Here is a 24,847-nt window from a genome sequence, read left to right on the forward strand (position 1 = left end):
AACTAACGTGCCAACATTTTCGCCCAGCCTCGAAAAGGCGCTGCACCAGGCACTGACTTTTGCCAACGAGCGCCACCACGAATATGCGACGCTCGAGCATCTGCTTCTGGCATTGATAGACGATGCCGATGCGGCGGCCGTGATGGGTGCGTGCAACGTCAATCTCGAGACGTTGCGCAAGACCGTGACAGACTATGTCGACAACGAACTGTCGAACCTGATCACCGGTTACGACGAGGATTCCAAGCCGACTGCCGGCTTCCAGCGGGTCATCCAGAGGGCCGTCATTCACGTCCAGTCTTCGGGGCGCGAGGAAGTGACGGGCGCAAATGTTCTCGTTGCCATCTTCGCCGAGCGCGAAAGCCATGCTGCCTACTTCCTGCAGGAGCAGGAGATGACGCGCTACGACGCCGTCAACTTCATCTCCCACGGTATCGGCAAGCGGCCCGGAAGCTCCGAGGCACGTCCCGTGCGCGGCAACGACGAGCATGAAGCCGAACAGAAGCCCCAGCGGGAAAACGAAGAGGCGAGCGCCAAGAAGCAGCAGGACGCGCTGACGGCTTACTGCGTCAACCTCAACGAAAAGGCGAAGTCGGGCAAGATCGATCCGCTGATCGGCCGCCACGCCGAAGTCAACCGGACGATCCAGGTTCTCTGCCGCCGTTCGAAGAACAATCCGCTCTATGTTGGTGACCCCGGCGTCGGCAAGACGGCGATTGCCGAAGGCCTGGCCAAGCGCATCATCGAGAAGAAGGTGCCGGAAGCGCTCCAGGACGCGACCATCTTCTCGCTCGACATGGGCACGCTTCTGGCCGGCACGCGCTATCGCGGCGACTTCGAGGAGCGCCTGAAGCAGGTCGTCAAGGAACTCGAGGACTATCCGGGTGCTGTGCTGTTCATCGATGAAATCCACACCGTCATTGGCGCCGGCGCCACGTCGGGTGGTGCGATGGATGCATCAAACCTGCTGAAGCCCGCACTCTCGTCGGGCGCGATCCGCTGCATCGGCTCGACGACCTACAAGGAGTACCGCCAGTTCTTCGAGAAGGACCGCGCCCTGGTGCGTCGCTTCCAGAAGATCGACGTCAACGAGCCGACGATCGCCGATACCATCGAGATCATGAAGGGGCTGAAGCCCTACTTCGAGGATTATCACCACCTGAAGTACTCGAATGAGGCGATCAAGGCTGCCGTCGAGCTTTCGGCCCGCTACATCAACGACCGCAAGCTCCCGGACAAGGCGATCGACGTGATCGACGAATCCGGCGCGGCACAGATGCTGCTGCCGGTCAGCAAGCGTCGCAAGCTGATCACCGAGCGCGAGATCGAAGCCACCATCGCGACGATGGCCCGCATTCCGCCGAAGACCGTCTCCAAGGACGACGAAGCGGTGCTGGCCAATCTGGAGAAGGAACTGCGCTCAGTCGTCTATGGCCAGGATCTGGCGATCGAGGCGCTTGCCTCGTCGATCAAGCTGGCTCGAGCCGGCCTGCGCGAGCCGAACAAGCCGATCGGTTGCTATGTCTTCTCGGGCCCGACGGGTGTCGGCAAGACCGAGGTCGCCAAGCAACTGGCAACGTCGCTCGGTGTCGAGCTTCTGCGTTTCGACATGTCGGAATACATGGAGCGCCACACCGTATCGCGGCTGCTGGGTGCACCTCCCGGCTATGTCGGCTTCGATCAGGGCGGTCTTCTGACCGATGGCGTCGACCAGCATCCGCATTGCGTGCTGCTGCTCGATGAAATCGAAAAGGCTCATCCGGACCTGTTCAACATCCTGCTGCAGGTCATGGATCATGGCTCGCTGACGGATCACAACGGCAAGAAGATCGACTTCCGCAACGTCATCCTGATCATGACGACCAATGCGGGTGCGTCGGAAATGGCACGGGCCGCTATCGGCTTCGGGTCTTCCAAGCGCACCGGTGAAGACGAGGAAGCGCTGAACCGCCTGTTCACGCCCGAGTTTCGCAATCGTCTCGATGCGGTCATCCCGTTCGCATCGCTGCCGACTCCGGTCATCCATCAGGTGGTGCAGAAGTTCGTCATGCAGCTGGAAACCCAGCTGGCCGAACGCAACGTCACCTTCGATCTGGCCCCCGATGCCATCGCCTGGCTTGCGGAGAAGGGCTATGACGAGAAGATGGGCGCGCGTCCGCTTGCGCGCGTCATTCAGGAGCACATCAAGAAGCCGCTCGCAGACGAAATTCTGTTCGGCAAGTTGAAGAAGGGTGGTGTTCTCAGGGTGACGATCGGCACGCGGCCGGACGGAACCAGGGGACTTCTGCTCGATGCCGTGCAGGAGACCGCGCCGATCAAGCCGAAGGCCGAAGTAACGCGCCCGGCGATGAAGAGCGCCAAGCCGAAGAAGGCCGAGGAAAAGGAAGCGGTCGGCGCCGAGCCTGCACCGAAAGCCAAGCCGAAGAAGGCGACAGCCAAGGCTTCGTCCGAGCCGGACGCCAAGGACGCCAGCGCCGCCAGCCCACGCAAGGGCAAGACGGTGCCGAAGGTGCCTCGCAAGAAGTAATCGCATCGCAATCGATGCCCTGCGCTGCCGGATGGGAACATCCGGCAGCGTTTTTCTGAATGAAAAGAACTCCGGAACGACTGATGAAGAGTGATGAAAACGACCAGTCTTCGGTCGTCTGGTTCCTGACCGGGATGCGTGGCCTGTTCAGCCTTCCCGCCTTTATTCTGATGCTGTCCTTCGTCGGCTTTTGTTCGCTGACGGCGCAGGCGGGAATTCCGCCGGAACAGGTCGTCTTCATGACCGGCATGGTCTGGGCGCTTCCGGCCAAGGTGATCCTCGTCAGCTCTATGATGAGTGGCGCAAGCCTGGCCGCCGCCTTCCTTGCCGTTTCGCTGTCATCCGTCCGGTTGATGCCGATGGTTGCCGCCCTCATTCCTGAATTGCGCACGTCGAAGACGCCGACATGGCTCTTGCTGTTTCTGTCGCATTTCGTGGCGATTACCGCCTGGGTGTTTGCGATGGAAAAGGTACAGGCGGTGCCGCGCGACAGGCGCGTCGCCTTCTTCGCCGGCTTCGGCATTACGCTTGTTGTCGCCAACATGGTGCTGGTCGGGGTCGTCTATCACTTCGTCGCCGATTTCCCGCCGATCGTGGCGGGTTGCCTGTTCTTCCTGACACCAATCTATTTCCTGGCGTCGATCTGGCACTCGGCGCGCCATCCGGTCGTTCATATCGCGCTGCTCATCGGCCTGGTCGCCGGTCCGTTGTTCTATTGGCTGATGCCCGAATTCGACATCCTGCTTGCCGGCGTCGGCGGCGGGACACTCGCCTGGGCGCTGGAGCGGTTCTGGCGCCGTCGTCGGGAGATCGGCGCATGACCTGGCAGGATGGCTGGTGGGCCTACGCTTTTATCGCGATCGCTGGCTGGCTCGCGACGGACATCTGGCGCTGGCTGGGCGTAATCGCCGGCAACCGCCTGCGCGATGATTCCGAGGCGCTGAACTGGGTGAGGGCGGTGGCGACCGCGCTCGTGGCCGCCGTCATCGCCAAGCTCGTTCTCTATCCGACCGGCGTGCTCGAGCAGTCGCCGCTCTGGCTGCGCCTGGGCGCGGTCGCGATCGGTGCGTCGGCGTTCTTCCTGCTCGGCCGCAAGCCGGCTATTGGCATAGCGACGACCATCGCAGCCCTGGCTGCGGGCCTTTGGTGGCTCGGCTTCTAGCCTCTACTTTCGCGTGAAGCTGCCTCACTTAGCCGATTGTTAAACGGAAGTTGGTAGACAAGACGCTCCTTGCGCGCGGATCGTCATGACGTTTTTACCTGCCGAAAAATTGTGCCTATCGATTGTCGTGTTGCTGGCGATCATCGACGGATCTCTGATCGCGCTCTGGGGCGTGTCGGTCGATGCCGCGGGATATGCGCCACTGATCGGCATTGGTGTGGGGACAATCCTTGTCGGTCAGTTCTATCGCGTGATCCGAAAGGACGAGCGTTTGGCCTTGGCGGCAATCGCGGTCGGCATCTTTGTTCTGTTCACGCTCACCGGTTCAATCTTGAATTACCTGCTGCTCCCGATCCAGTTCCCTGTTATCGACGGGGCCCTGTCACGTGCGGACGCAATGTTGGGCTTTTCCTGGCCGAGCTTGATCCATTGGGTAGCAGACTTTCCGTCGTTTTCGGCTGTCCTGAACTTCGTCTACTTCACGTCGTTGCCGCAGATGATGATTGTCATCTTGGTGCTTAGCTTCGTCGGGGACGACCGCGCATTGCATCGATTTCTCGTCACGGGGCTTTTGGGCGCTTTGCTGGCGATGTTGTTCTGGACGTTCTGGCCGTCCTTTGGAACGAGTGCATACTACGTTTTGCCCGAAGAGATCGTGCAACGCGCCCAATTGGCCGTGACCCCGGCATACGGTGCCGAGCTGAAGCGCCTCGCGCAGGATGGCGTGGCGTTTCTATCGCCTCGTGATACCCTCGGACTGATAGCATTCCCATCATTCCACACGGTGATGGCATGTATGTCTGTCTGGTTCATGACGCGGTCTGCTGTCTTGCTTGTCCCGACGCTCCTGCTCAACATTCTGATGGTTCCGGCAATCATCATTCACGGTGGACACCATCTCGTCGATGTTTTCGGTGGTGCGCTCGCCTTTGCGCTTGCTTTTGCCCTTTCGGGCGTCCTTCTGCGTTCGCTTGATGCCGGGTCGATGACGAGGCCTTCGGCATCGGAACTCAGGGTTCGCTAGAGAACCGTAAGGAACGCATTCCGGGTTTCGGGGCAGCGTAGGCCGGAAATCGCCGATCTATGAATACTGGCAAGCGGCGATTGTTCGCGGTAGCGCTGCGCGTTCTGAGCTCGAATTGGGCCCGGTTTCGACTGATCGCCGCCCCGTTGTCCGGTACTCGTGAAATCATGTTCACTTAATTATAATATTATTAATTGCGGATTCGTATGCTTATGCAGAATGATCCGAGATATTGATGATGGGTTTTCTTCCGGCTGAAGCTGTTTTGGTAAGAGTCGTTGCTACTCTTGCCTTGATCGATATATTTCTCCTGTACATCAAGGGCATAAGCGTCGATGTGTTCGGATACATGCTTGTGGTGTCCATAGGCATATTTATGGTTGCCTTGGGACGGTACTATCGGGATGTGCGCGGAGAGAGAAATATTGCCCTGTCGGTCATTGCGTCTGGCGTCTTCATTCTTTTTACTATCGTCGCGTCTCTCTTCAATTACATGTTCTTGCCCATTGCATTCGCGCCGATCGATGAGCTGCTATTCCGATTTGACGCTGTACTTGGGTATGATTGGCCGCGTTTGGTCGCGTGGGCCGCCGACCACCGGTGGGTCGGCGTGCTGTCGAACCTGGTCTACTTCACGTCGCTTCCCCAGTTGCTCTGCGTCATCCTTGTGCTCGGCTTCTCGGGACAGGAGCGGGCGCTTCACCGCTTCTTGCTGACGGGCGTCTTCGGCGCACTCCTGTCCATCGGTTTCTGGATCTTCTTTCCGACGTTTGGCGCCAAAGCGTATTATACGTTGCCGCAGTCAATTCTGGATGCGATCCCGCTCGCGGTCGACCCGGCTTACGGGCACGAACTGGTCCGGCTCGGGCGTGAAGGCGTCAGCTATGTGAGCCCGCGCAACATCCTGGGTCTGATCGGCTTTCCGTCGTATCACATTGTCATGGCCTGCATGTCGGTCTGCTTCGTTCCGCGCCAGCGGATGATATTTCCTGTCGTGCTGACGTTGAACGTGTTGATGTTGCCAACCGTCCTGATCCAGGGCGGTCACCATCTCAGCGACATCCTGGGCGGTATTGCGACCTTCGGGGTGGCGCTGGGGCTAGCTAAGGCAACAATTCGGCGGCTGCGACATGCCGAGATGGCAGAGGCGCACGCGCCGGGAACCCTTGCGGACTTGGGCGCGCGCGCAGAGTAATCGAATCTAAAGCGCCTGCCGCACCTTCTCGGCGTTGGCAGCCAGCACCGCGCCGTCTTCCATCGTGCCCGAATGCGGCTTCAGCGGGACGCCGTCATGTCGCGGAATGACGTGGAAGTGCAGGTGAAAGACGGACTGGCCGGCCGGCGCCTCGTTGAACTGCATGATCGTCACGCCGTCGGCGTCGAAAGCTTCCTTGGCGGCGACGGCAATTTTCTGGACGGCGGTAATGAGAGACGGCAGGCTCGCCGGGTCCGCGTCCAGGAGGTTGCGCGAAGGCGCTTTGGGCACGACGAGCATGTGGCCTTCGGCCTGCGGCATCACATCCATGAACGCGATCGTGGCATCGTCTTCATAGACCCGGTGCGACGGGATCTCGCCTCGCAGGATCTTCGCGAAGATGTTGTTGGTGTCGTAGGCGCTCATAGTTTTTCCTCGTTGACTGTATGCGGCGAAGGCGGCGAGCGGTTCAATCGTCCTGACGCTCACCTTTGCGGAAAGGTCCGTGTTCGGCAAGAAACGTCGCGGTTTCCTCCACGTCCCTGCGCTCGCGCACCAGGTAGTCCGATACGGCACGGGCAAGGCCGGAGTGGCTGATATAGTGGGCGGAATGGGTGGTGACCGGCATGTATCCGCGGGCGAGCTTGTGCTCGCCCTGGGCCCCGGCCTCGACCCGCTTGAGGCCCTTGGCGATCGCGAAGTCGATCGCCTGGTGATAGCAGACCTCGAAGTGCAGGAAGGGATGCTCTTCGATGCAGCCCCAGTGGCGGCCATAAAGCGCATCGCCACCGATGAAATTGATGGCGCCGGCAATGTAGCGGCCGTTGCGTCGCGCCATGATCAGCACGATGTCATCTGCCATGCGTTCGCCGATCAGCGAGTAGAAGGCGCGGGTGAGGTAGGGGCGCCCCCACTTGCGGCTGCCCGTGTCCATGTAGAATGCGAAGAACTGGTCCCAGATCGCTTCCGTCAGGTCGCTGCCGGTCAGCCAGTCGATGGTGATGCCATGTTCGAGCGCCGCGCGGCGCTCTTTTTTCAACGCCTTGCGCTTTCTGGACACCAGCGTTTCCAGGAAGTCGTCATGCGAACGATAGCCCTCGTTGAGGAAATGGAACTGCTGGTCGGTGCGGTGCAGGAAGCCGGCCTGCTCGAATACAGGTACTTCCGCCTCGGGCACGAAAGTCACGTGCGCGGAAGAGGCGTCGTGCCGTCGCGCCAGCTCCTTCAGCCCTGCCGCAAGCCCGTCCTGGACCGGTGAGCCGTCGCCGCCCGAGACCGTCAGGAGCCTTGGTCCGGTTGCGGGCGTGAAGGGAACGGACCCCTGAAGTTTGGGGTAGTAGCGGCCGCCGGCGCGCTCGAATGCATCCGCCCAGCCATGGTCGAAGACATATTCGCCCTGGCTGTGGTTCTTGAGGTAGCAGACGAGCGCCCCGAGAAGTTCTCCGCCAGCGCCCTCCATCAGCAGATGCTGCCCCAGCCAGCCGGTCTTGGCGGTGGCCGAGCCGGACGCTTCCAGCGCCGAAAGATAGGCGTGCGAGACGAACGGGTTGTAGACCGCGCCGTCCCGTCCCTTTGCCGCGCCGGAAAGCATGTTCCAGCGTGCGGCCGGTATCTCGGCGAAGGATTGCTCTATGCGGATGGTGACGGCGTCGGACATGAGCTCAGGAAATCAATGCCTCCCGCGGGTCGAACCCCTCGAACGTCATCTGGTCGGCATGGGCATAGGTGTATTCCTCAGCCTGCCTGTCGCGAACCGTCCAGGTGATGATCGTCCGGCCAAGCGTGCGCTCCTTGGTGATGAACGAGTTCGGCAGATGGCCGTAGTGATAGGAGATGAAGTCGAGACCGAGCTGCATGGCTTCTTCGTGCACGAAGAAAGTCTCCGGCCGGGCACCCTCGGCGGTCAGTCCGAGCGGGTAGGGCGCGTCGAGCGCCTTAAGGTCCTTGAGCAGCCAATGGTCGAAGCTCATCAGGGCGACATGACCCTTGTAGTCTTCGAGCGTTTCAAGCACGGCGGCGGCAAAGCCTTCGTCGTCGCCCTTGCGCCCCTTGAGCTCAATGACGAGCGGCACGCGCCCTTTGACGAGCCGCAGCATCTGCGACAGCGTCGGCACCTTGTCCTTCGTTCCGCCAATGGCCATCAGGCCGAGCTCGCCGGCTGTTCGTGCGCGCACGTCGCCCTTGATGCCGCACAAGCGCTCGGTGTCGTCGTCATGAAAGACGACCGGCACGCTGTCGGCGGTGTATTGCAGGTCGCATTCGATGGCGAAGCCGGCGTCGGCAGCCCGGGAAAACGCTGAAAGCGTGTTTTCCCAGACCTGCTTGTTCATGTCGTGATAGCCGCGATGGGCGATCGGCTGAGCCTTCAGCCAGGAAAGATCCGTCATGCCCGGCACCCGATCACGCGATCTCGATCACCGCGTCGATCTCGACAGCGGCGTTGAAGGGCAGGGCAGCCATGCCGACGGCAGCGCGCGCATGCTTGCCGGCTTCGCCAAGTACGTTGGCGAGCAGGTTGGAGGCGCCGTTGATGACCAGATGCTGTTCGATGAATTCCGGGGTCGAGGCAACGAAGCCGTTGATCTTGACCAGCCGACGGATGCGGCCGAGATCGCCGCCGAGCGCAGCCTTGGCTTGCGCGAGGATGTTGATCGCGCAGAGTTCTGCGGCGCGCTGCGCGCCGGCAACGTCGACGTCCTTGCCGACATGGCCGGTCACGGCAATCTTTCCGCCTTCCATCGGCAGCTGACCGGAGATGTAGAGCATCGAGCCGCTGATGACGTAGGGCACATAGTTTGCCGCCGGGGCTGCAGCCTGGGGAAGGGTGACGCCGAGGTCCTTCAGGCGCGTTTCGATCTCTGCGGACATGGAAAGCTCCGTTGTTGTCTTTTGTGTTAAAATCCGGCATTCAGGCCGGATCGCGGCGTCGCGACGGCATTTAGACGTGGTGTCGCCTCGCTTCTGCCGAAAGCTTGTTTATAGCATTGCCGGCGAGTCCAACAGGAGGAAACGGATGTTTCGTAAAGGCTTCGGTCGCGCAAGTCTGGGCAGCGCCTGCCTCGCTGCGATGATGGTTTCTGGCGCAGGCACAGCAAGCGCGAGTGTCCTCGTTCCGCATCGCGCCGTCTACGATCTCGAACTCAAGGACGCGTCGGACCGCTCTGGCATTTCTGGCATGTACGGCCGGATGGTCTATGAGTTCAACGGCTCGGCCTGCGAAGGCTATACGGTGAGTTTCCGCTTCGTCACGCAGGTCAACACCGGCGAAGAGACGCGTATGACGGACCAGCAGACGACCACCTACGAGGATATGAAGTCCGGCAACTTCCGCTTCCTGACCCGTTCCTTCACCGACGAGAAGCTCGACAAGGAAGTGCGCGGCACGGCCCATGACGACAAGACCGGTGTCAAGGTCGAGCTGACCGCGCCGGACAAGCGCGAGGTCGAACTGGCCGCGAGCCGTTTCCCGACCGAGCACATGGTCGAGGTCATCGACCGCGCCAAGAAGGGCGAAAGCCTGTTCGAGGCCCGGATCTTCGATGGCTCCGATTCGGGCGACAAGACGCTGATCACCTCGACCTTCGTCGGCAAGTCGCGCAAGCCGACAGCCGACGAGCCGGATGCAGGCAAGGCAGGCAAGCTGGGGACCGAAAATTACTGGCCGGTCACCATCTCCTATTTCAACGACGACAAGAGCGGCGACGCGCTGCCGATCTACCGTATGTCGTTCAAACTCTACGAAAACGGCATCACGCGCGACCTGACGATGGATTACGGCGACTTCGTTCTGAGCGGCAAGCTTGCCGATCTGGAAGTCTTCAAGCCGGAAGAATGCAAGTAGTCGATTTGACAAAAAGAGACTTCAAGTCTTGATTTGTCGGGCAGTTGCCGTTAAGGGGCTGCCCATTCCACACGTGAGGCATGGGATGTTCCGGGAGAAATCCGGATCGTTCCGCCGGTGGGTTTTTCGAAAGAAAAGCTCGACGCCTCGCGGAGGTTCAACCGGAAAAGGAGAAAAGGCATGGCATTGCCTGATTTTAGCATGCGTCAGCTTCTGGAAGCTGGCATTCACTTCGGTCACCAGACACACCGCTGGAACCCGAAGATGAAGCCGTACATCTTCGGCGATCGTAACAACGTTCACATCATCGACCTCGCACAGACCGTTCCGATGCTCTCGCGCGCCCTTCAGGTCGTTAGCGACACCGTCGCCAACGGCGGCCGCGTCCTGTTCGTCGGCACCAAGCGCCAGGCTTCGGAAATCATCGCTGACGCTGCCAAGCGCTCGGCTCAGTACTACGTCAACGCCCGCTGGCTCGGCGGCATGATGACCAACTGGAAGACGATTTCGAACTCGATCCAGCGTCTGCGCAAGCTCGACGAAATCCTCGCTTCGGACGCCTCCGGCTTCACGAAGAAGGAACGTCTGAACCTTGAGCGCGAGCGCGAAAAGCTCAACCGCGCTCTCGGCGGTATCCGCGATATGGGCGGCACACCGGACCTGATGTTCATCATCGACACCAACAAGGAATCGATCGCAATCGACGAAGCCAAGCGTCTTGGCATCCCGGTTGTTGCCGTTATCGACTCCAACTGCGATCCGGACCAGATCGACTACCCGATCCCGGGTAACGACGACGCTTCGCGTGCGATCGCTCTCTACTGCGATCTCATTGCTCGTGCAGCCATCGACGGCATCGCTCGTCAGCAGGGCGCATCGGGCCGCGATCTCGGCGCATCGGCAGACGCTATGATCGAGCCGGCGCTCGACGAAGCCTCCGAGGCCTGATTCGGACGGCGCGGCGGGCCATAACCGCCGCACCAATCTACTATCGGGGCGAGGCCGTTTGTGATGAAAAGTCTGAACGGCCTTGTTCTTTTCAGCGAGGGATGAAGCGGCTTGGGCCGGCGATCCGCGCCCCGGATAAGACTGCGGTGCGTGCGTTCATCACAGTGTCACAGACGCAAGCCATTCCCCTGCCACACCTCCTGGTGCCGCGCCATGTGCAGGCAGCGTGCCAGCCAAACAGATAAAGAGGCAATAAGATGAGTGTAACTGCAGCAATGGTGAAGGAACTGCGCGAAAAGACCGGCGCAGGCATGATGGACTGCAAGAAGGCGCTCGCCGAAACGAACGGCGACATGGAAGCTGCGATCGACTGGCTGCGTGCCAAGGGCATCGCCAAGGCCGACAAGAAGTCCGGCCGCACGGCTGCTGAAGGCCTCATCGGTATTGTCAGCGGCGGCGTGAAGGCCGTTGTCGTCGAAATCAACTCCGAGACCGACTTCGTTGCTCGCAACGAAGCCTTCCAGGAACTCGTTCGCGGCGTTGCCAACGTTGCGCTCGGCACCGACGGTTCGGTCGAAGCCATTGCCAACGCCAACTACCCGGCGACCGGCAAGTCGGTCGATGAGACCATCAAGGACGCGATCGCCACCATCGGCGAAAACATGACCCTTCGCCGCGCAGCCCTGCTCGAGGTCGAAGACGGCGTCGTTGCCACCTATATCCACAACGCTGCCGGCGACGGCATCGGCAAGCTCGGCGTTCTCGTCGCGCTGAAGTCGGTTGGCGACAAGGAAGTTCTGTTCTCGGTCGGCCGCCAGGTCGCCATGCACATTGCTGCCACCAACCCGCTCGCGATCCGCGCCGACGAAGTCGACGCCGCTGTCGCCGAGCGCGAGCGCAACGTGTTCATCGAACAATCGCGCGCCTCGGGCAAGCCGGACAACATCATCGAAAAGATGGTCGAAGGCCGCATGCGCAAGTTCTTCGAAGAAGTCGCCCTGCTGTCGCAGGCCTTCGTCATGAACCCGGAAATCACCGTAGGCCAGGCCGTCAAGGATGCTGAAAAGCTCGCTGGCGCTCCGATCGAAGTGACCGGCATGGCCCGTCTTCTGCTCGGCGAAGGCGTCGAGAAGGAAGAATCCGATTTCGCAGCCGAAGTTGCGGCTGTCGCCAAGGGCTGATTTTTTCACCCTTGTTTGGAAAACCTTGGGGCATCGCGTGACAACGCGGTGCCCTTCGTGTATCCGGCTTCGTCAATGCGCCGGACCCGCCGGAAAATGCTCCGCAGCGGTTGAAACCGGGTAGCGCAATATGTCCTTATACGCAGCGCGCCATTTTGTGCGCAGGCGTAACGATCTGTTCAGGAGCGATGATGCCGGCCGAGCCAATCTACAAGCGTGTTCTACTCAAAGCCTCCGGTGAAGCCCTGATGGGCAGCCAGGGCTTCGGAATCGACGTGGCGGTCGCAGACCGCATCGCCGCAGACATCGCCGAAGCGCGCGCCATGGGCGTCGAAGTGGGCGTCGTCGTTGGCGGCGGCAACATCTTCCGCGGCGTCGCCGTTGCCTCCAAGGGCGGCGACCGGGTGACCGGCGACCACATGGGCATGCTGGCGACTGTCATCAATGCGCTGGCGCTGGCGACGTCGCTGCGCAAGCTCGACATCGACACGGTGGTGCTGTCGGCCATCGCGATGCCGGAGATCTGCGAAAGCTTCTCGCAGCGCGCCACCCTCTACCATCTCTCTCTCGGGCGCGTGGTGATCTTTGCGGGCGGCACCGGCAATCCGTTCTTCACGACCGATTCTGCGGCGGCCTTGCGGGCTGCCGAAATGGGCGCGCAAGCCATCTTCAAGGGCACCCAGGTCGACGGCATCTACTCCGCGGATCCGAAGAAGGACCCGACGGCGACACGCTTCGACCGCCTGACACACAGCGCCGTGCTCGAGAAGGGCCTTGCGGTGATGGACGTGGCGGCTGTGGCGCTGGCGCGCGAGAACGCAATTCCGATCGTGGTCTTCTCCATCCACGAGAAGGGCGGTTTTGCCGAGATATTGACCGGCGGTGGCCGCGCCACCATCGTTACCGACAACTGACAGCTGCAAGACGGCCATCGGCCGATGAAAAGACAGAACGGGAGTTTCCAGCCATGAGTGAAGGTGTAGACCTGAAGGAACTGAAGCGTCGCATGGACGGCGCGATCTCCGCATTCAAGAGCGACATCGCATCGCTGCGCACCGGCCGCGCGTCGGCGAATGTTCTCGATCCGGTGACCGTTGAGGCCTACGGCTCGCGTGTCCCGCTCAATCAGGTGGCAAACATCACCGTGCCGGAACCCCGCATGCTGTCCGTCTCGGTCTGGGACAAGCAGATGGTCGGTGCCGTCGATCGCGGCATCCGCGAATCGAACCTGGGCCTCAACCCGATCATCGACGGCCAAAACCTGCGCATTCCGCTGCCGGAGCTCAACGAAGAGCGCCGCAAGTCGCTCGTCAAGGTGGCGCACGATTACGCCGAGAAGGCCAAGGTCGCCGTCCGTCACGTTCGCCGTGATGGCATGGATGACCTGAAAAAAGCCGAAAAGGATGGCGACATCGGGCAGGATATCAGCCGTTCTCAGTCCGAGCGGGTGCAAAAGATGACCGATGAAACGATTTCCGATATCGACCGCTTGCTCGTCGATAAGGAAAAGGAAATCATGCAGGTCTGATCTGCTCCTGATCTTTTGAGTCTCCTTTCGCGGACGCCTTATGCAAAATCTCATCCCGATCACCGTTCCGGAACACGTTGCCATCATCATGGATGGCAACGGGCGCTGGGCGAATGCGCGCGGTCTGCCGCGCACGATGGGACACCGCAAGGGTGTTGAAGCGGTTCGCGACGCGGTAAAGACGGCGGCCGAGGCAGGGATACGCTATCTCACGCTCTTCGCCTTCTCTTCCGAAAACTGGAACAGGCCGCAGGCCGAGGTGACCGATCTGATGGGCCTGCTCAAGGCCTTCATTCGCCGGGATCTTGCCGATCTGCACCGTGAGAACGTTCGCATCCGCATCATCGGGGAACGATCGAACCTGCGCGGTGACATCTTGCCGCTCCTGATCGAGGCCGAGGAGACGACGAGCGCGAATACCGGCATCACGCTGGTGATCGCGTTCAACTATGGTGCGCGCGACGAGCTGACGCGCGCCATGCGCCGGCTGGCAACCGAGGTTGCCGAAGGCCGGCTGCAGCCCGAAGACATTACGCCGGAGCGCATTGCAAGCACGCTCGATACGGCCGGCATTCCCGATCCGGATCTCATTCTTCGCACCAGCGGTGAAGAGAGGCTTTCAAATTTCCTTCTGTGGCAGGGCGCCTATTCGGAGCTTCTGTTCGTGCCAGAGCTTTGGCCGGACTTCACGCGTGAGACATTTCTGTCTGCGCTCGAGAAATTCGCCTGCCGCGAGCGTCGCTTCGGCGGGCTGGCGCAGCCGACGTTAGCGGTTGGTTCCTAATGCAGACAGAACTCAAGCTTCGCATCGCTTCGGGAGTGGTGCTCGCGGCGGTCGCCCTTGCTGCGACCTGGTTCGGCGGCTTGGCATTCCAACTGCTCTCGGTCCTGATCGCCTTGCTCGTCTATTATGAATGGTCGACGATCACCGGTCTTGCGGAGCGGGATTTTCAGGGCAGCGCCTTTGGCTGGCTGTCGCAGGCCATCATCGCGGCCCTCATTCTTTTCGGAAACATCGGCTACAGCCTGCCAGCCCTGTTCGCAGCCGTCGTCGGCGCAGTGCTTTGGGTGTCGCTCAAGAAAGGCAGCTGGTGGTTGCCGGGCGGCATCGTTTACGCGGGCTTGACCGGCATTTCCCTTGCGGCCCTGCGCGGGGTCGATCACCCCGGTCTGATCGCGACCCTGTTCGTCTTCGCCGTCGTCTGGGGAACGGATATTCTCGCCTATTTCGTCGGCCGTGCTATCGGTGGACCCAAGCTTGCGCCGAAGATATCGCCCGGCAAGACCTGGTCTGGCGCCATCGGCGGGGCGATATCCGGTGTCTTGGCCGGTACTGCTGTCTATATGGCCTTTTTTCCGCTGCAGGATCTGCGTGTGCCGGCGGTGGCGCTCATTCTGTCGGTCGCGAGCCAGGTCGGAGACCTGTTCGAATCCTTCATAAAACGCCGCTTCGGCGTCAAGGATTCGAGCCATCTCATTCCTGGTCATGGCGGTGTCATGGACCGCGTCGATGGATTGGTGTTTGCCTGTATCGCCACGCTGGTGCTGGTCCTGATACAATATGTCGTCAGCGAGGGGCGCCAGTTCGCCTTCGGCTCGGTCTTGCTCGGCCTATGATGCCGGCGGCAGGCCCTTAAGGAAAGTTCATGACATATCTGCTTGATGCCCTGCAATTCGTCACCGGCTACATCGTTCCCTTCCTTCTGGTGCTGACCCTCCTGGTTTTCGTGCACGAGATGGGACACTATCTCGTCGGGCGCTGGTCTGGCATTCGCATCCTGGCTTTCGCTGTCGGTTTCGGACCGGAATTGATCGGGTGGACCGACAAGCACGGCACGCGGTGGAAGTTCTGCGCGATACCGCTCGGCGGCTACGTGAAGTTCTACGGCGACGAGGATGCCGCCAGCACGCCGGACTACAAGCGTCTGGAGGCCATCTCTCCCGAAGACCGCTCGCACACGTTCCTGGGCGCCAAGCTCTGGAAGCGCGCAGCGACGGTTGCGGCGGGCCCGATTGCCAACTTCATTCTTGCTATTGCCATTTTCGCTGTCCTCTTTGCCGTTTACGGACGCTCGGTCGCCGATCCCGTCGTGGCGCAGGTCAAGGAAAACAGCGCCGCCGCGAAGGCAGGCATTCTTCCGCGCGACCGGCTGGTTGCGATCGACGGGAACCCGGTCACGACGTTCGACGATGTCCGCCGCTATGTCAGCGTGCGTCCGGAGCTCGAAATCGAGATTCGGATCGAGCGCGACGGGGCGTTCCTCGACCTGCCCATGGTGCCCGAGCGGACCGAGATTGCCGACCAATTCGGCAACAAGATGGAAATCGGGATCATCGGTATCGTCACCGATCAGGACGCCGGCAATTTCCGCGTGGTGACCTACGGCCCGATCGAGGCCATCGGGCAGGGTGCCGTGCAAAGCTGGCACATCGTCACCGGGACTTTCGATTATCTGGCCAACCTCGTGACCGGCCGGATGAAGGCCGATCAGCTTGGCGGCCCCATCCGTGTCGCACAGGCGTCGGGTCAAATGGCGACGCTTGGTGTGGCCGCCGTGCTGCAACTGGCGGCGGTCCTGTCAGTTTCCATAGGATTGCTTAACCTCATGCCCGTTCCGGTGCTTGATGGCGGCCACCTGATGTTCTATGCGGTTGAGGCCTTGCGCGGAAAGCCGGTTGGTCCGGCTGCGCAGGATATCGCATACCGGATCGGTTTCGCCATGGTGCTGATGCTGATGGTTTTTGCGACATGGAACGACATTTCGATGTTCTTCGGCTAGCGTTCGGCCGCGGGGCGTTTGTGGGGAACGACGACGGATACTGTGAACGATTGGATTTCAATGGCTTGTTCGGCAAGGATTTGTTTACGATAACTCGAATCTGTAGTGGCCGTTAAGCCACGGTTCGAATTGAAGTAAACAGAAATTAACGAGCTGACTTGCTTGTATGGGAAAAGCGGGTAAAACGGCAACCGTGACCGGAGTCGGCACGAAATTGCCGCGCGACGTTGGGAAAAGGTAAGATTTGAACATGAAAGCTGGTTCAAGGTTTTTGAACGCGGTGTCTGCGTTTGCGCTGTCCACGAGCATTGTGGTTTCCGGCGCTGGTGTTGGATTGCTCGCAGGCGCTTCCGTCGCAGAGGCCGCCACCATCAGTCGTGTTGAAGTTCGCGGTGCCACGCGCGTCAGCGCCGAGACGGTCCGTGCGAACATCACGATTGTTCCGGGTAAGAGCTTCAGCAACGCCGACATCGACGCTTCGGTGAAGCGTCTGTACGCAACCGGCTATTTCTCTGATGTCAGCATCAATGTTGCCGGCGGCACGCTCGTCGTTACCGTCAACGAGAATCAGCTGATCAATCAGGTCGTTTTCAACGGCAACCGCAAGATCAAGGACGACAAGCTGCAGGGCATCGTTCGCTCGCAGCCGCTCGGCCCCTACAGCGAAGCAACGGTCGAGACCGATATCCAGTCGATCCGCGACGCCTATGCGGCGATCGGTCGTAGCGACATCACCGTGACCACGCAGGTCGTGCCGATCGCGGAAGGCCGCGTGAACCTCGCCTTCGTCATCGCCGAAGGTGAGCGCACCAAGATTTCGCAGATCAACTTTGTCGGCAACGAAGCCTACAGCGACGGTCGTCTGCAGTCGGTCATCGCGACCAAGGAATCGGGTATCTTCTCGTTCCTGACCCGCAAGGACGTCTACAATCCGGACAAGCTGCGTGCCGATGAAGAGTTGCTGCGTCAGTTCTACTACAACCGCGGTTACGCCGACTTCCAGGTCGTGTCCTCCGAATCGACACTCAACGAAGCGACCAACGAGTACACGGTGACCATCACCGTCGAAGAAGGTCCGCGCTACGACTTCGGCGCGGTGACCGTCGAATCGACCGTCGAGGGCGTGGATGCCGAAGCGCTGAAGGGCGTCGTTCTCAGCCGTGAAGGCTCGGTCTACAAGGCCAAGGACATTCAGGAAACGATGAGCGAGATTTCGAAGCGCGTCGCTTCGGCTGGCTACCCGTTTGCTCGCGTTACGCCCCGTGGCAACCGCGACCTCGGCAATCATACGATCGCCGTCGACTACCTCGTCGACCAGGGCGAGCGCGCCTATGTCGAGCGCATCGAAATTCGCGGCAACACCCGCACCCGTGACTACGTCATCCGTCGCGAGTTCGACATGGGCGAAGGCGATGCCTTCAACCAGGAAATGGTTGCTCGCGCCAAGCGCCGCCTCGAAGCTCTCGGCTATTTCTCGGCTGTCAACATCTCGACGGCGCCGGGTAGCGCTGCCGACCGCGTCGTCGTCATCGTCGACGTGCAGGACCAGTCGACCGGCTCGTTCGGTATCGGCGCCGGTTACTCGGCCGGCAGCGGCGGCGGGTTCCTCGTCGAAGCGTCGATCGAAGAAAAGAACTTCCTCGGTCGTGGCCAGTACATTCGTGTCGCGGCAGGTCGTGGCGACGAAAGCCGGACCTACAACGTCTCGTTCACGGAGCCGTACTTCCTTGGTTATCGTCTGGCCGCAGGCTTCGACGTCTTCAAGAACGAAAACGACTTCGACGATGACAACTACAGCTATGAAGACCAGGGCTTCAGCCTTCGCGTAGCCGCGCCGATCACTGAGAACCTGTCGACGACGTTGCGCTACAACTTCACGCAGTTCGACTACAGCGGCAATGTCGCTGAACTGTCGTCGCCTTACGTTCGCGCTGTCGAGGGTGGAAACTGGGTTCGTTCGTCGGTATCGCAGTCGATCACCTACAACACGCTCGATGACGCTCAGCTGCCGCATGACGGCATTCTGGCGACATTCACGCACGAGTTCGCCGGCCTCGGTGGCGATTCCGACTTCTACAAGATGACCGGTAAGGCCAAGTGGTACTACACGGTCAACGATGAAGCGGACATCATCACCTCGCTGAGCGGTGGTGCAGGCCATATCTTCGAAACCGGCAGCGACCTGCAGGTCTTCGACCAGTTCCAGCTGGGCAGCAGCGATATTCGCGGCTTCGAGCGTAACGGTGTCGGTCCGCGCGATCAGAGAACCGGTGACGCCCTTGGTGGCACCACGTACTTCACGGCTTCGGCCGAGGCGACGTTCCCGCTTCCGGGCATCCCGCGTGACAGCGGCTTCCGCGGTGCGGTCTTCGCAGACGCCGGTACGCTCTACAGCAGCAAGGTTGCGATGCTGCCGTCCGAGACGGTGCAGGGCAACAACTCGTCGCTGCGTGCGTCGGTTGGTCTCGGCCTGATCTGGGCTTCGCCGTTCGGTCCGCTGCGTGTCGACTACGCATGGCCGATTGCGAAGGAAGATTTCGACAAGGTGCAGAACCTGAAGTTCGGCATTTCCTCGTCGTTCTGATAAAGAAGCAGTCCAGAACTGCCGAAAGTTGATTGTTCTGGAGTGTCCATGGAACAGAACTGGTTTTTTCCGCCCCATCACGGGATTCGCCTGGGTGACCTGGCCAATCAGATTGGGGCGGAGCTGACGGATGGCGCGGTAGCAGACCGCGCTATTCATGCTGTCGCTCCCGTCAACCGGGCCAAGGCCGGCGACGTCTGCTACATGCTCTCGCGCAAGTACCGCGCCGAGTTGGATACCTGCCAGGCCTCCGCGATCATCTGCGACAAGACCATTGCTTCGCTCGTCCCGGCTCACATTCCCGTTCTCCTGACGTCGCGCCCGCACACGGCATTTGCGCTGGCGGGCACGCTGCTGCACGAGGTGGCAATGCGCCCGGCGCGCAACACCAGCCTCGATGGGATCTCGCCTGCAGCCTTCATCGACCCGACTGCGCGCCTTGAAGAGGGCGTGGAAGTCGAGCCTATGGCCGTGGTCGGCGCGGGCGCGGAGATCGGTGGCGGCACGAGGATCGCTGCAGGCGCCGTGATCGGCCCGGGCGTTCGCATCGGTCGCGACTGCACGATTGCAGCGGGTGCAAGCGTTCTCTGCGCGCTCGTCGGCAACAACGTCATCATTCACCCGGGCGCCAGGATCGGCCAGGACGGGTTTGGCTACGCGCCGGGTCCCAAGGGTGGAATGATCAAGATCGTCCAGGTCGGACGCGTCATCATCCAGGATCATGTCGAGATTGGCGCGAATACGACGATCGATCGCGGCACGATGGACGACACTGTCATCGGTGAAGGTACGAAAATCGACAATCTCGTCCAGATCGGGCACAACGTCCGCATCGGCCGCTACTGTGGCATCGTCAGCCAGGTCGGCATCGCCGGCAGCACCAGGATTGGTGATGGCGTGATGATCGGCGGCGGCAGTGGGGTCAATGGTCACATCACCGTTGGCGATGGCGTACAGATTGCCGCGATGAGCGGCGTAGCAAGCGATGTGCCTGCGGGCGAACGCTACGGTGGTATTCCTGCGCGCCCCATGCGCGATTTCCTGCGCGATGTCGCCGAAATGGCCTTGCGCGCAAGTGACAGACAGAAAAAGAAGGGTGGCACGAATGAGTGAGGCGGCAACGGTTCTGGGTACGGCGGATATTCAGGAGATCCTGAAGCTCCTTCCGCATCGCTATCCCTTCCTGCTCGTCGACCGGATCATCGAGATCGACGGCGACAATTCAGCGATCGGCATCAAGAACGTTTCGGCAAATGAGCCGCACTTCACCGGCCATTTTCCGGAAAAGCCGATCATGCCTGGCGTGCTTCTGATCGAGGGCATGGCTCAGACCGCGGGCGCCATCTGCGCGCGCAAGACCGCTTCCGGTACGAACCTCGTCTACTTCATGACGATCGACAATGCCCGCTTCCGCAAGCCGGTGGTTCCGGGCGATCGCGTCGAATTCCATGTCGTGAAGCAGAAGCAGCGCGGCAATATCTGGAAGTTTCACTGCGACGCAAAAGTTGACGGGCAACTTGTCGCCGAAGCTGATATCGGCGCGATGATTGTCAGCACGGAAGACGCTTGAACATGATTGCAGCAACAGCGAAGATCCATCCGTCCTCGATCATCGAAGACGGAGCGGTCATTGGCGAGAACGTAACGATCGGCCCGTTTTGCTATATCGGGCCGAAAGTGGTTCTTGGCGACGATATGGAACTGAAGAGCCATGTTGTCGTCGATGGGCGCACGACGATCGGCAAGGGCTCCAAGATTTTCCCGAACGCCGTCATCGGCGGAGATTCGCAAAGCGTGCATCACAGCACCGTCGACGCCATTCTGCAGATCGGCGAAAACTGCACGATCCGCGAAGGCGTGACGATGAATGCCGGCACCGTCGAATACGGTGGCGCGACGATCGTCGGCGACAACAATCTGTTCCTGGCCTATTCGCACGTTGCCCATGATTGCCGTCTCGGCAACAACATCATCATGTCGAACAACGTGCTGCTGGCTGGCCACGTAACGATCGGGGATCGGGCGATCCTGGGTGGCGGCTGCGCCGTGCACCAGTTTACCCGAATCGGTCGGCAGGCGTTCATCGGCGGTCTCTCCGCGGTCAGCTACGACGTCATTCCCTACGGCATGCTCAACGGCAATCCGGGCGTCCTGAGCGGCCTTAACGTGGTGGGCATGACGCGTGCAGGCATCGAGCGTGCAACGATCCACGTGGTTCGCCGCGCCTACAAGCAGATCTTCGAAGGGCCGGCCTCGGTTCGCGCCAACGCTGCCGCCATTCGTGCCGATTATGCCGACTGCGCGCCGGTTATGGAAATCCTCGATTTCATCGCTGCCGAAAGCGACAGGGCCTTGTCTTCGCCAAGCCGCGGCAAGGCTTGAGCGTGATGACCGCCCCGGCAAGCCGCGCAGCAACTGGCAGCCGGCTTGCAATCATCGCCGGTGGCGGAGCGCTGCCGCATCATGTCGCCGAGGCCGTTCGCGCGCGTGGCGAAGATCCTTTCATAATCGCGCTTTCGCGCGAGGCCGAAGAGAGCGACTGGATCGGTTTTGATCACGCCGTTCTCCATATTGGTGATTTCTCCGGCATCAGCCGTACTTTCAAGGATGAAGGCATCGATCGCGTCGTGCTGTCGGGATGGGTCCGCCGCAGGCCCGAGTGGCGCGACATTCGCCCGACTCTGAAAACGCTTGCGCGGGTACCGGCTGTCTTGAGGACCCTGGTGTCCGGCGGCGACGACGCGGTCTTGCGCATGGCGATGCAACTCATCGAGGCAAGCGGAGCGCACGTGATCGGCGTACACGAAGTTGTCCCGAACCTTCTGGCTGATCCGGGACCGATTGGCGCTTATGCACCTTCCGACGACGACAGGCGTGATGTGGAGGCCGGTATCGCGGCCGCCAACGCGCTTGGTCAGCTGGATGTAGGGCAGGGCGCAATCGCCGTTGGCGGCCGCGTGGTGGCGCTTGAGGGCGCCGAGGGCACGGATGCCATGCTGGAACGCGTCGCGGCCCTGAAGGCTGAAGGACGTGTCTCTGCGCGTCGACGCGGCGTGTTGGTCAAGCTCTGCAAGCCCGGGCAGGACCTGCGGGCGGATCTGCCGTCGATTGGGCCGTCGACCGTGGCAGGCGCCCTTGCTGCGGGGCTCGCTGGAATTGCGATCGAAGCCGGCCGTGCTCTGGTGCTCGAGCGGGCCGAAGTGGTCGAGGCCGCCAATCGCGCGGGATTGTTTGTCATCGGTGTCGAGCGCGGCGAACGTCGGGAAAAGGCATGAGCGGACAAGGCTACAAGCTGGCGGTGATTGCCGGCGAAGTTTCGGGCGATCTGCTCGGCGCGGATCTGGTGCGGGCACTGCGTAGCCAATGCGACGGCGATCTCGCGCTTGTGGGTGTCGGTGGCGACGGTCTGGAGGCCGAAGGTCTGAAGTCGCTGTTCGATTATTCTGAACTGTCGATCATGGGCTTTTCTCAGGTGCTTGCACGGCTGCCCAAGCTCATCATGCGCATTCGCCAGACCGCAAATGCCATTATCGCTGCCCGCCCCGATGCGCTGCTGATCATCGATAGTCCTGACTTCACCCATCGCGTCGCGCGCCGTGTGCGTGCGGCACTGCCGGGCCTGCCCGTCATCAATTATGTCTGCCCCAGCGTGTGGGCCTGGAAGCCGGAGCGGGCGCCGCGCATGCGCGGCTATGTCGATCATGTGCTTGCTGTGTTGCCGTTCGAGCCCGAGACCATGCGCAAGCTCGAGGGGCCGCCGACGACCTATATCGGCCACCGGCTCGCCTCGGATGCCAATGTTCTTGCGGTACGCGCCAGCCGGCGGCAGAGACTGAATGCGGACAATGCCGGCCCGGTTGCCACCTGCCTGCTTCTACCGGGATCGCGCGCCAGCGAGATCGGGCGATTGCTGCCCATCTTCGGGCAGATGGCCGGGGAGCTTGCCGCGCGACATCCCGGTGTGCGTTTCTTGCTGCCCACCGTTCCGCGTCAGGAAAAGTTGGTGCGCGAGATAACGGCGGACTGGGCTGTTCAGCCGGAGATTTCGACCGGTGCATCGGAGAAGTGGGCGGCGTTCGACAAGGCGGATGCTGCGATCGCGGCATCGGGAACTGTCATTCTCGAACTCGCGCTTGCCGGTGTGCCCGTCGTTTCCACCTACGATGCCGACTGGCTCGTGCGGTTGCTGCACAGCCGCATCCGCATCTGGAGCGGCGCACTTCCCAATCTGATCGCCGATTTCCCGATCGTGCCGGAATACTTCAACCAGAGCATCCGGCCGGGCGCCTTGACCCGCTGGGTCGAGCGGCTGTCGGCCGAGACCGCCCAGCGCGCATCCATGCTCGACGGCTACGCGCTCGTACAGGAACGCATGGCAACGGGCCGACCGCCCGGTGAAATGGGCGCAGAGATCGTCCTCTCCTATTTGCAAGCCAAGAAGTCTCGCTAGAGACGTTCAACCAATTTCGACGCCGCCGTCACCGCGCTACCAGATGTGGCAGGCAATGGTCCGGTGTCTGAATGAAAAAAGCCCGGTCATTTCTGACCGGGCTTTTTCGTGTTACGTCGAAGGCTTAGCGCTTCGAAACCGGCACGTAGTCGCGCTGCGGAGCGCCGACATAGAGCTGGCGCGGGCGGCCGATGCGCTGTTCCGGATCTTCGATCATCTCGTTCCACTGGGCGATCCAGCCGACGGTGCGCGCAAGCGCGAACAGCACGGTGAACATGGTCGTGGGGAAGCCCAGCGCCTTCAGCGTGATGCCGGAGTAGAAGTCGATGTTCGGGTAGAGCTTCTTCTCGATGAAGTATTCGTCGGTGAGCGCGATGCGCTCGAGCTCCATTGCCACTTCCAGAAGCGGATCGTCCTTGTGGCCGAGTTCTGCGAGCACTTCATGCGTGGTCTTCTGCATGATCTTGGCGCGCGGATCGTAGTTCTTGTACACGCGGTGACCGAAGCCCATCAGGCGGAACGGATCGTTCTTGTCCTTTGCCCGGGCGATGAATTCCGGAATGCGGTCCACCGAACCGATTTCAGCGAGCATGTTGAGCGCCGCTTCGTTGGCGCCGCCGTGGGCGGGACCCCAGAGGCAGGCGATGCCGGCTGCAATGCAGGCAAACGGATTGGCGCCGGAAGAGCCCGCGAGACGCACGGTCGAGGTCGAGGCGTTCTGCTCGTGGTCGGCGTGCAGGATGAAGATGCGGTCCATGGCGCGCGACAGCACCGGGTTGACCACATATTCCTCGCACGGAACTGCAAAGCACATGCGCAGGAAGTTCGAAGCGTAGTCGAGGTCGTTCTTCGGGTAAACGAAGGGCTGACCGATATGGTACTTGTAGGCCATCGCGGCGATGGTCGGCATCTTGGCGATCATGCGCAGCGACGCGACCATGCGCTGGTGCGGATCGGTGATGTCGGTCGAGTCGTGATAGAAGGCCGAAAGCGCGCCGACGCAGCCGCACATGACGGCCATCGGGTGCGCGTCGCGGCGGAAACCGGTGAAGAAGCGCGACATCTGCTCGTGCACCATGGTGTGGTGCGTCACGCGGTAGTCGAAATCGGCCTTCTGCGCCTTCGTCGGCAGTTCGCCGTAAAGCAGGAGATAGCAGACTTCCAGGAAGTCGCCATGTTCAGCCAGCTGCTCGATCGGATAGCCGCGGTGCAGGAGCACGCCTTCGTCGCCATCGATATAGGTGATCTTGGATTCGCACGACGCCGTCGACGTAAAGCCCGGGTCGTAGGTGAACATCTTGGTCTGCTTGTAGAGCGAACCGATATCGACCACATCAGGACCGATGGACCCCGATCGCACCGGTAGCTCCGCCGATTTTCCATCGAGTGTTACGACCGCGCTTTTTTCTGTCATGGGGACCCTCCGTCTTATGGCAACGTGGCATAGAGATATGCCACGAAAATGAACGTTGCGAAGTTGCTATATGATTTATTTTCGGCTGCCAAGCTGTACGAAAGGCAAATTGTGCGATGCGAAAATGTGCATATGGCGACGCAATAATCGCACGTTAAGACAATATGGCCAACGGGATCAATGACCATCAGGACGATGGTGGGGGACCATTCC

The 24,847-nt window shown here is 61.0% G+C and carries 24 protein-coding genes; 19 read left to right on the plus strand and 5 right to left on the minus strand.

Translation table 11 applies throughout. From position 1 onward, the window contains the following. The first annotated feature begins 7 nt into the window (after window positions 1-7). The 5 genes from clpA to RTP54_RS07710 all read left to right on the plus strand — a co-directional run bounded on the left by clpA (window position 8) and on the right by RTP54_RS07710 (window position 5,908). Window positions 8-2,527: an ATP-dependent Clp protease ATP-binding subunit ClpA gene (clpA, locus tag RTP54_RS07690; RefSeq protein ID WP_312361837.1), complete on the plus strand. Its 2,520-nt coding sequence runs from the start codon at window positions 8-10 to the stop codon at window positions 2,525-2,527. 83 nt (window positions 2,528-2,610) lie between these two features. Beyond that, the gene (locus RTP54_RS07695; RefSeq protein ID WP_112809785.1) at window positions 2,611-3,348 is read left to right on the plus strand and encodes an AzlC family ABC transporter permease; all 738 of its coding nucleotides are present in this window, start codon (window positions 2,611-2,613) and stop codon (window positions 3,346-3,348) included. Further along, window positions 3,345-3,689: an AzlD domain-containing protein gene (locus RTP54_RS07700; protein WP_112809784.1), complete on the plus strand. Its 345-nt coding sequence runs from the start codon at window positions 3,345-3,347 to the stop codon at window positions 3,687-3,689. Before RTP54_RS07695 ends, RTP54_RS07700 begins: the two co-directional genes overlap by 4 nt. 85 nt (window positions 3,690-3,774) lie before the next feature. Then, window positions 3,775-4,713, plus strand: a complete 939-nt coding sequence (locus tag RTP54_RS07705) for a phosphatase PAP2 family protein (protein ID WP_312361841.1) — start codon at window positions 3,775-3,777, stop codon at window positions 4,711-4,713. A gap of 235 nt (window positions 4,714-4,948) precedes the next feature. Further along, window positions 4,949-5,908, plus strand: coding sequence for a phosphatase PAP2 family protein (locus RTP54_RS07710; RefSeq protein ID WP_312361842.1), 960 nt, complete (start codon window positions 4,949-4,951; stop codon window positions 5,906-5,908). Between the two features lie 6 nt (window positions 5,909-5,914). On the opposite strand, the gene RTP54_RS07715 is transcribed toward RTP54_RS07710, so the two are convergent. The 4 genes from RTP54_RS07715 to RTP54_RS07730 are packed head-to-tail and all read right to left on the minus strand — an operon-like array spanning window position 5,915 to window position 8,776. Then, a complete protein-coding gene (locus RTP54_RS07715) occupies window positions 5,915-6,334 on the minus strand; it encodes an HIT family protein (RefSeq protein ID WP_112809782.1) in 420 nt (139 codons plus the stop codon). Between the two features lie 43 nt (window positions 6,335-6,377). Then, window positions 6,378-7,565, minus strand: a complete 1,188-nt coding sequence (locus tag RTP54_RS07720) for a GNAT family N-acetyltransferase (RefSeq protein ID WP_312361844.1) — start codon at window positions 7,563-7,565, stop codon at window positions 6,378-6,380. Between the two features lie 4 nt (window positions 7,566-7,569). After that, window positions 7,570-8,295, minus strand: a complete 726-nt coding sequence (locus RTP54_RS07725; RefSeq protein ID WP_112816690.1) for a glycerophosphodiester phosphodiesterase — start codon at window positions 8,293-8,295, stop codon at window positions 7,570-7,572. A gap of 13 nt (window positions 8,296-8,308) precedes the next feature. Beyond that, window positions 8,309-8,776, minus strand: coding sequence for a RidA family protein (locus RTP54_RS07730; RefSeq protein WP_112809779.1), 468 nt, complete (start codon window positions 8,774-8,776; stop codon window positions 8,309-8,311). Window positions 8,777-8,921: 145 nt separating this feature from the next. On the opposite strand from RTP54_RS07730, the gene RTP54_RS07735 reads away from it, so the two are divergent. The 14 genes from RTP54_RS07735 to lpxB all read left to right on the plus strand — a co-directional run bounded on the left by RTP54_RS07735 (window position 8,922) and on the right by lpxB (window position 23,220). After that, a complete protein-coding gene (locus RTP54_RS07735; protein ID WP_112809778.1) occupies window positions 8,922-9,749 on the plus strand; it encodes a cell envelope integrity EipB family protein in 828 nt (275 codons plus the stop codon). 180 nt (window positions 9,750-9,929) lie between these two features. Beyond that, window positions 9,930-10,697: a 30S ribosomal protein S2 gene (gene rpsB / locus RTP54_RS07740; protein WP_112809777.1), complete on the plus strand. Its 768-nt coding sequence runs from the start codon at window positions 9,930-9,932 to the stop codon at window positions 10,695-10,697. 257 nt (window positions 10,698-10,954) lie between these two features. After that, complete coding sequence (gene tsf / locus RTP54_RS07745) at window positions 10,955-11,878, plus strand: translation elongation factor Ts (protein ID WP_112809776.1); 924 nt, start codon at window positions 10,955-10,957, stop codon at window positions 11,876-11,878. Window positions 11,879-12,069: 191 nt separating this feature from the next. Further along, window positions 12,070-12,792, plus strand: a complete 723-nt coding sequence (pyrH, locus tag RTP54_RS07750) for a UMP kinase (protein WP_053247657.1) — start codon at window positions 12,070-12,072, stop codon at window positions 12,790-12,792. A gap of 53 nt (window positions 12,793-12,845) precedes the next feature. Beyond that, on the plus strand, window positions 12,846-13,406 hold the full coding sequence (frr, locus tag RTP54_RS07755; RefSeq protein ID WP_112809775.1) for a ribosome recycling factor: 561 nt from the start codon (window positions 12,846-12,848) through the stop codon (window positions 13,404-13,406). Window positions 13,407-13,446: 40 nt separating this feature from the next. Continuing rightward, complete coding sequence (locus RTP54_RS07760) at window positions 13,447-14,190, plus strand: isoprenyl transferase (RefSeq protein WP_112809774.1); 744 nt, start codon at window positions 13,447-13,449, stop codon at window positions 14,188-14,190. Beyond that, on the plus strand, window positions 14,190-15,023 hold the full coding sequence (locus RTP54_RS07765) for a phosphatidate cytidylyltransferase (RefSeq protein WP_312361850.1): 834 nt from the start codon (window positions 14,190-14,192) through the stop codon (window positions 15,021-15,023). Before RTP54_RS07760 ends, RTP54_RS07765 begins: the two co-directional genes overlap by 1 nt. A gap of 29 nt (window positions 15,024-15,052) precedes the next feature. After that, a complete protein-coding gene (rseP, locus tag RTP54_RS07770) occupies window positions 15,053-16,186 on the plus strand; it encodes an RIP metalloprotease RseP (RefSeq protein ID WP_112816687.1) in 1,134 nt (377 codons plus the stop codon). A 250-nt stretch (window positions 16,187-16,436) separates the two neighbouring features. Further along, complete coding sequence (gene bamA, locus RTP54_RS07775) at window positions 16,437-18,770, plus strand: outer membrane protein assembly factor BamA (protein ID WP_112809888.1); 2,334 nt, start codon at window positions 16,437-16,439, stop codon at window positions 18,768-18,770. 48 nt (window positions 18,771-18,818) lie between these two features. Then, window positions 18,819-19,883 carry a UDP-3-O-(3-hydroxymyristoyl)glucosamine N-acyltransferase gene (gene lpxD / locus RTP54_RS07780; RefSeq protein WP_112809771.1) on the plus strand — a complete coding sequence of 355 codons (1,065 nt, stop codon included), beginning with the start codon at window positions 18,819-18,821 and terminating at the stop codon, window positions 19,881-19,883. Beyond that, window positions 19,876-20,340 carry a 3-hydroxyacyl-ACP dehydratase FabZ gene (fabZ, locus tag RTP54_RS07785; RefSeq protein ID WP_025426827.1) on the plus strand — a complete coding sequence of 155 codons (465 nt, stop codon included), beginning with the start codon at window positions 19,876-19,878 and terminating at the stop codon, window positions 20,338-20,340. Before lpxD ends, fabZ begins: the two co-directional genes overlap by 8 nt. 2 nt (window positions 20,341-20,342) lie before the next feature. After that, on the plus strand, window positions 20,343-21,152 hold the full coding sequence (lpxA, locus tag RTP54_RS07790; RefSeq protein WP_112809770.1) for an acyl-ACP--UDP-N-acetylglucosamine O-acyltransferase: 810 nt from the start codon (window positions 20,343-20,345) through the stop codon (window positions 21,150-21,152). A 5-nt stretch (window positions 21,153-21,157) separates the two neighbouring features. Beyond that, window positions 21,158-22,045: an LpxI family protein gene (locus RTP54_RS07795; protein WP_312361853.1), complete on the plus strand. Its 888-nt coding sequence runs from the start codon at window positions 21,158-21,160 to the stop codon at window positions 22,043-22,045. Beyond that, window positions 22,042-23,220, plus strand: coding sequence for a lipid-A-disaccharide synthase (gene lpxB / locus RTP54_RS07800; protein ID WP_312361854.1), 1,179 nt, complete (start codon window positions 22,042-22,044; stop codon window positions 23,218-23,220). The genes RTP54_RS07795 and lpxB overlap by 4 nt, the downstream gene beginning before the upstream one ends. 124 nt (window positions 23,221-23,344) lie before the next feature. Here lpxB and gltA read toward each other — a convergent pair whose 3' ends face one another. Further along, window positions 23,345-24,634, minus strand: a complete 1,290-nt coding sequence (gene gltA / locus RTP54_RS07805) for a citrate synthase (RefSeq protein WP_112809767.1) — start codon at window positions 24,632-24,634, stop codon at window positions 23,345-23,347. Window positions 24,635-24,847: the final 213 nt, after the last annotated feature.

The organism is Ensifer sp., from assembly GCF_031989085.1.
GTDB lineage: Bacteria > Pseudomonadota > Alphaproteobacteria > Rhizobiales > Rhizobiaceae > Ensifer.